This window comes from Nocardioides sp. (assembly GCF_031397825.1).
Lineage (GTDB): Bacteria > Actinomycetota > Actinomycetes > Propionibacteriales > Nocardioidaceae > Nocardioides.
Map to the genome: position 1 here is coordinate 1 of NZ_JANNML010000138.1, position 3,869 is coordinate 3,869.

Annotated in this window: 4 protein-coding genes and 1 pseudogene; 4 read left to right on the top strand and 1 reads right to left on the bottom strand. The window is 72.6% G+C overall.

The window, feature by feature from the left end:
* The 4 genes and pseudogenes from RMN98_RS12160 to RMN98_RS12175 all read left to right on the top strand — a co-directional run.
* Nucleotides 1–477: pseudogene (locus RMN98_RS12160) on the top strand (signal recognition particle protein); the annotation flags it as partial.
* Nucleotides 478–519: 42 nt separating this feature from the next.
* Nucleotides 520–891, top strand: coding sequence for an NYN domain-containing protein (locus RMN98_RS12165; protein WP_309649082.1), 372 nt, complete (start codon nt 520–522; stop codon nt 889–891).
* Nucleotides 892–933: 42 nt separating this feature from the next.
* On the top strand, nt 934–2,013 hold the full coding sequence (locus RMN98_RS12170) for an amidohydrolase family protein (RefSeq protein ID WP_309649083.1): 1,080 nt from the start codon (nt 934–936) through the stop codon (nt 2,011–2,013).
* A complete protein-coding gene (locus RMN98_RS12175) occupies nt 2,013–2,843 on the top strand; it encodes an alpha/beta hydrolase-fold protein (RefSeq protein WP_309649084.1) in 831 nt (276 codons plus the stop codon). Before RMN98_RS12170 ends, RMN98_RS12175 begins: the two co-directional genes overlap by 1 nt.
* A 191-nt stretch (nt 2,844–3,034) precedes the next feature.
* Here RMN98_RS12175 and RMN98_RS12180 read toward each other — a convergent pair whose 3' ends face one another.
* A complete protein-coding gene (locus RMN98_RS12180) occupies nt 3,035–3,625 on the bottom strand; it encodes a hypothetical protein (RefSeq protein ID WP_309649085.1) in 591 nt (196 codons plus the stop codon).
* Between the last annotated feature and the right edge of the window lie 244 nt (nt 3,626–3,869).

The window sequence follows — 3,869 nt, forward strand, 5'->3', positions numbered from 1 at the left end:
CGTGAGCAGCTGGAGAACTTCGACGAGCGTGAGATCGACCGGATCCAGGCGATCATCCAGTCGATGACGCCGGCCGAGCGCAACAACCCCAAGATGATCGACGGCTCGCGCCGCGCACGCATCGCCAAGGGCTCCGGACGCATGGTCTCCGACGTCAACCAGCTCGTCGACCGGTTCTTCGAGGCCCGCAAGATGATGATGCAGATGGCTCGTGGCGGCGGGATGCCCGGGATGCCGGGCATGCCCGGGATGCCCGGCGCCGGCAAGCGCGGCAAGCCCAAGGCCGTGGCCAAGAAGGGCAAGGGTGCCAAGAAGTCCGGCAACCCGGCCAAGGCTGCCCAGGAGGCCGCCGCCGCCAAGGAGAAGGCCGCCGCTGCCGCCGCCAATCCCTTCGGCACGCCCAAGGAGGACATCGACTACGAGGCGGCCGCCGCCAACCTCAACCTGCCCCAGGACTTCTCGAAGTTCCTCAAGTAGGGATCGTCCGGCGTCGCGCGCACCTGAGAGCCAGAGGGAGACATGGGCACGGTCCTCGTCGTCGACGGCGCCAACGTGGTCGGTGCCCGGCCCGACGGCTGGTGGAAGGACCGCGCGGGTGCGGCGACGCGGCTGCACCTGCAGCTGATGGTGGCCGACGTGCCGCAGGACCGGGTCGTGCTCGTCCTCGAAGGTGCCGCCAAGGGCGGCGTGCGACCGGGCAGGGACGCCCACGTGCGCACGGTGCACGCCAAGGGCAACGGTGACGACACGATCGTGGCGGAGGCCAAGGCCGCCTCCGAGGCCGGTCACCGGGTGTTCGTGGTGACCGCCGACCGGATCCTGATGGGGCGCGTCGAGCGCTGGGGCGCGATGATCATGAGCCCGACCTGGCTGCTGGACCACCTGGGCTGAGTGTCGACCGGCGCGTGACGCCGGAGCGGATAGCGTCGCCCCATGAGTGCTCCGACAGCCCTGCGCTTCCGCGGCCCGGTCCTGCCCGACGGGGAGGCCCGCGACCTCTACGTCGTGGACGGTCGCGTCACCTACGAGCCGGTGGCCGGAGCGACGACCGAGGCCGAGGGCTGGATCGTCCCGGGTCTCGTCGACGCCCACTGCCACCTCGGCCTCGACGACCACGGCGCCGTCGATGACGCCGACACCGAGGAGCAGGCGATCCTCGACCGCGACGCCGGCGCCCTGCTGATCCGCGACTGCGGCTCCGCGGCCGAGACCGCGTGGATCCACGAGCGCGAGGACCTGCCGCGCCTGGTCCGGGCCGGTCGCCACATCGCCCGCACGCGTCGCTACATCCGCCACTACGCGCACGAGGTGGAGCCGGAGGACCTCACCGCGCACGTCGTACGGGAGGCGCAGCGAGGTGACGGCTGGGTCAAGCTCGTCGGCGACTGGATCTCGCGCGACGAGGGCGACCTGGCGCCGTCGTTCCCGGCAGCGGCGTTCGCCGAGGCCATCGCGGCCGCGCACGAGCACGGCGCCAAGGTGACCGCCCACTGCTTCGGCCGCGACGTGCTGCCCGGGCTGCTCGAGGCCGGCATCGACTGCATCGAGCACGGCACCGGGCTCAGCGACGACCTCGTGGAGACCATGGCGTCGCGGGGCGTGGCGCTCGTGCCGACGGTGATGCAGCTCGACAAGTTCCCCGACTACGCGGAGGCCGGGGCCGAGAAGTTCCCCGACTACGCCGCCACCATGACCGACCTCTTCGCCCGGCGTCGCGCCACGATCATGGCTGCCTACGAGGCCGGCGTCAGCCTCTACGCCGGCTCCGACGGTGGTGGGGTCGCTCGCCACGGCAACCTGGCCGGGGAGGTCATCGCGATGGCCGAGCTGGGTCTGCCGGCGTCCTACGCCCTGGGCGCCGCGTCGTGGCGCGGGCGCGAGTGGCTCGGCTTCGACAACCTGGTCGAAGGAGCCTCGGCCGACTTCGTGGTCTACGACCGCGACCCGCTCATCGACCTGACCGTCCTGCTCGAGCCGCGGTGCGTGGTGCTGCGAGGGCGGGTCGTGGCCTGATGCCCGAGGCGCCCCCACCGCGGCTCGGACGGCGCCGGGTCCTCCGCGCCGGTGGCGCCGTCGTGGGCCTGGGCGCAGCGGGTGCCGTGGGGTGGGAGCTGGCGCCGCCGTCGTTCACCGAGCGGCTGCTGGGCAAGCTCGGCATCGAGCCCGAGGCGTTCGTCCCTGACGCGCCCGAGGGGGAGGTGCGCCTCGAGCGGGTCACGTCGGCGGCGATGGGGGAGCTGGATCTCTTCACCGCAGTCCCGGCCGGGCACGGCGACGGCGCCGGGCTGCCGGTCGTCGTGGTCCTCCACGGCGCCAGCGCGACGGCCGCCGACCTGCGCGGCTTCGGCTTCGGTCGTTTCGTGACTGCCGCGGTCGAGGCCGGTGCGCCGCCGTTCGTCCTCGCGGGCACCGACGACGGTCCCGCGGGCTGGGTGGCCAGCGGCGACGTCGACCCGCCCCGGATGCTGCGCGACGAGCTGCCGGGCTGGCTCGCCGAGCGCGGCTTCGACGGAGGTCGTCGCGCGCTGTGGGGCTGGTCGCGCGGTGGCTATGGAGCGCTGCGTTTCGTGACGCAGACGCCGGACTGGGCGCGGGCGCTGGCGCTCTTCAGCCCGGCGCTGGGACCTGACGACCAGGTCCTCTCCGACCTCGACGTCCTCACGGACCTGCCGTGGGGGCTGTGGTGCGGCGAGTGGGACCCCTTCCGCGAGGGCTCGGTCGCCCTGGCAGCGGCGGCACCGGTCGCCCCCGACCCGTGGGTCTCCGGTGAGGGCGGCCACACCCGTGCCTACTGGAACAGCCACACCCTCGAGATGTTGGACGGCCTGGCGCGCTCGCTCTGAGAGGGCAGTACGCCGAGTCGGCGCAATGTTGCTGAGACCTGGCCGAGTCGGCACCGTTTCGCTGAGCGCTGGTCGAGTCGGCGCAATGTTGCGGGCGGCCGGCTGCAACATCGCGCCGACTCGGCGTACGGGGTGCAACATCGCGCCGACTCGGCGTTCGGGCTGCAACATCGCGCCGACTCGGCGTAGGGCTATGCCTCGCGCCGCGGCCGGCCGGTGGCGAAGAGCACGCCGGTGACGATCAGGACGACGAGGCCGAGCCCGCCGAGGACCAGGGGGATGAGGATCGTGGCGAAGATGCCGCCCACGAAGCTGCCGATGGCGGGGGCGGGTCCGACCTCGACCTCGCCGAGGGCTGCGGGGCAGGTGACCTCCAGACGGCCGGAGCCGGCGTCGTAGCGGGCGACGCCCTCCCACTCGCGTCCGTTGACACCACGGGTGAACGAGCCGCCGGGGGCGCGACCTCGGATCTCCGACCCCGTCGAGGCGTCGACGACCACGCAGTCGAGGTCGGGAGCGTCTGGGTCGGCCCAGAGCAGCACGTCCGACTCGGTGCCCACGACGACGCTCTGGGGCGTGTCGTCGGCGGTGACGCGGGCATCGACGTCCATGAAGCCGGTCAGCGTCCACACCAGCAGCCCGATGAACGCCACGATCGCGCCCACGACCATCGCACCCCCGAGCGCGAACCACCACGCGCTCGGTCGGCGGCGTCGCGGCGGAGGCGGGGGAGCGACGTACGGCTGCTGGCCGCCGTAGGGTGGTGGCGGGGGCTGCGTCATCCGCCCAGCCTGCCCGATTTATCAGACCTCGCGCGACTCTGGCACAATCACCGGCTGAGTCCTGCGCGGGCGGACCCTCTCACCCGGCCGTCGCAGAGCCCATCGAAGGACCGGCCCGCGTGTTCCCCACCCGGACCCCGATTCCTTCACCCACCACTGAACTCAAGGAGACACCACAACCGTGGCCGTCAAGATCCGTTTGAAGCGCCTGGGCAAGGTCCGGGTGCCGCAGTACCGCATCGTC